Origin of the sequence: Ruminococcus sp. RTP21484sp1_RTP21277st1_D2_RTP21277_210401 (genome assembly GCF_040924225.1) — a bacterium.
Classification (GTDB): domain Bacteria; phylum Bacillota; class Clostridia; order Lachnospirales; family Lachnospiraceae; genus Blautia_A; species Blautia_A faecis.
The window spans coordinates 1-2,436 of sequence record NZ_JBCOMJ010000065.1; the positions used below are offsets into that span (position 1 = coordinate 1).

General features: G+C 43.2%; 3 protein-coding genes. 1 reads left to right on the forward strand and 2 read right to left on the reverse strand.

Features of this window, described 5'->3' with window-relative positions:
• Positions 1-69 precede the first annotated feature (69 nt).
• Together AB5706_RS22950 and AB5706_RS22955 are read right to left on the reverse strand one after the other, a co-directional pair.
• Positions 70-330 (reverse strand): helix-turn-helix domain-containing protein, encoded by a 261-nt coding sequence (locus tag AB5706_RS22950; protein ID WP_002569189.1) that lies wholly within the window; start codon positions 328-330, stop codon positions 70-72.
• Entirely contained in the window at positions 311-751 is a 441-nt protein-coding gene (locus AB5706_RS22955; RefSeq protein WP_002569188.1) for an RNA polymerase sigma factor, read from the reverse strand. The genes AB5706_RS22950 and AB5706_RS22955 overlap by 20 nt, the downstream gene beginning before the upstream one ends.
• Before the next feature lie 174 nt (positions 752-925).
• Here AB5706_RS22955 and AB5706_RS22960 point away from each other — a divergent pair, with 174 nt between their 5' ends.
• Positions 926-2,407, forward strand: coding sequence for an IS1182 family transposase (locus AB5706_RS22960; RefSeq protein WP_368366338.1), 1,482 nt, complete (start codon positions 926-928; stop codon positions 2,405-2,407).
• Positions 2,408-2,436: the final 29 nt, after the last annotated feature.

The window sequence follows — 2,436 nt, forward strand, 5'->3', positions numbered from 1 at the left end:
GGCTTTGCTGCCGCGTCAGCAGCGGAACGGAAAAGGGGGAGAGAGAAAGCGTCCCGCCGCCGCTGCGGTTTATTCCTCTGCCTTAAAGGTGAGGACAGCCATCATCAGTTTTGCTTGCAGCCGTTCCCGAATGTCGTGGTCTACGCCAAAATAGACGTTCCCGCGCTCGTCGTACAGCTTCCGCATGGAGAGGCGGGCTATGTAGCCGCTGAAATGCTGCAAGACAATCTTCATGGCGTCCGGGTCGCCCTTTGTCGCTGCCACAATGACAGGATAAGGAACAAGGGCATTTTCCGGGTAGCCGGGTTCGTTACCATTCGTCCCATTCATCAGCATTTTCCTCCAGATATTTTCTTAATTTCTCAAAAGAGCTTGTCCGCCTGTACTGTATCGTGCTTCTCGACGTGTTGAACAGCTCCGCAATCTCGGTATCGTTCATTCCCTCGAAGTAATACAGCAATATGGCTTTGCGCTTTTCTTCCGGCAAAGTACGGATTGCTTCAAGAAGCAGCTTTGGCGTGATTTTCTTCCCGGCTTTCTCAAAGACGGTTTCGGCGGCTTCACGTTTGAAATATTCATCAAACGTATGAAGCTGCCGCGCTTCGTCTAAGGTCATGTCGGAAAAGGTCACTTCCTTTGCCTTGTGTCTGCGAAGTTCTCTATGGGTGTCGCAAGCTTCATTGTGCAATACCGTATTACAAAACTTCTGAAAAGCACACTGTTTGTAAAACTCCCTGCTATTAGGTTCCACATTCTCACCTCCTTTCTCGTTGGAAAGTTGGTGGTGCTTCCCCCCTTTTCGCGGGGCAATACGGCGTTTTTCAAAAACGCCGCAGACTGTAGACAAAGCCCTGCTTTTGCAGGGTTTTGCTATTATTGGAACCGCTTTTCTGATATAATAAATATCAGAAGGGCGGTGTTTTTTATGATGACGAAAAATACAGATAAAAAAAGAGAACAAATGATGATGTTTTCCATGGATGACATGGTACCTCAAAACCATATGCTGCGATTGATTGATAAAGCAATCAATTGGAACTTTATTTATGATCTGGTTGAAGAAAAATACTGTCCGGATAACGGTCGTCCCAGTATGGATCCCGTCATGCTGATAAAGATACCATTCATTCAGTATCTCTATGGGATAAAAAGCATGCGTCAGACCATGAAAGAGATCGCGGTAAACGTTGCATACCGCTGGTTTCTCGGACTAGACATGTTAGATCCAGTACCTCATTTCTCTACATTTGGAAAGAATTATACCCGCCGTTTCAAAGATACAGACCTTTTTGAGCAGATCTTTTCAAAGATTCTGGAAGATTGTATGAAATATAAACTTGTAAATACAGAACAGATCTTCGTGGATGCAACACATGTAAAAGCCTGTGCAAACAGTAAAAAAATGCGTAAGCGGGTTGCACACGAACAGGCTCTCTGGTATGAAGAGGAATTAAATAAAGAGATTGAAAAAGACCGTCTGGCACATGGAAAAAAGCCATTAAAGAAAAAAGATGATAACCAGCCACCTGCATCCGGTGGAACCGGAAATGATAAGGATTCTATATCTGAAGAACTTCCTGAAGATGTGAAAACCCAAAAATGCAGCATCAGCGATCCGGAAAGTGGATGGTTTCGAAAGGGTGAACATAAACACGTTTTTGCATATGCAGTAGAAACTGCCTGTGATAAACATGGCTGGATCCTTGGATATACAGTACATCCTGGTAATGAGCATGACAGTCGTACTTTTAAAGCATTATACGATAAGATATCTAAACTGAATCCGCAGATGGTAGTTGCAGATGCAGGATATAAAACTCCGGCAATCGCCCATCGGCTGTTGGAAGATGGAATTCAACCACTTTTTCCGTATACCCGTCCCAAGACCAAAGAAGGCTTTTTCGGAAAACAAGAATTCGCATATGATGAATACTATGATTGTTATATATGTCCGGGAGCACATATATTGACATACAGTACAACAAACAGAAGTGGATATAAAGAGTATAAAAGCTGCGGTGAACATTGTGCTGAATGCCAATGTCTTTCAAAATGCACAGAAAGTAAGGATCATGTAAAACTGATCACACGTCATGTATGGGAAGAATATATGGAAGTGGTAGAAGACATTCGGCACACGATCGGAAACAGACAGATCTACCAGTTAAGAAAAGAAACCATAGAGCGGATCTTCGGTACAGCGAAAGAACAGCATGGATTTCGATATACGCAATATGTAGGAAAGGCACGGATGGAGATGAAAGCCGGGCTTACCTTTGCATGCATGAATCTGAAAAAACTGGCAAAGATCCTGGAAAAACGAGGTTGGGACACAGCCAGATTTTTGTTGATTTTGAAAAAAATAAAAAGAAAAGAAGTTTTAAAAGAAAAATGGTGCTGGGCATAACACCCAACACCAAGTTTGTCTACAGTCTG

Excerpts from the sequence above, each read along its gene's own strand:
- AB5706_RS22960 (WP_368366338.1), top strand. The coding sequence starts at position 926 with ATGATGACGAAAAATACAGATAAAAAAAGAGAACAAATGATGATGTTT.
- AB5706_RS22950 (WP_002569189.1), bottom strand. The coding sequence starts at position 330 with ATGAATGGGACGAATGGTAACGAACCCGGCTACCCGGAAAATGCCCTT.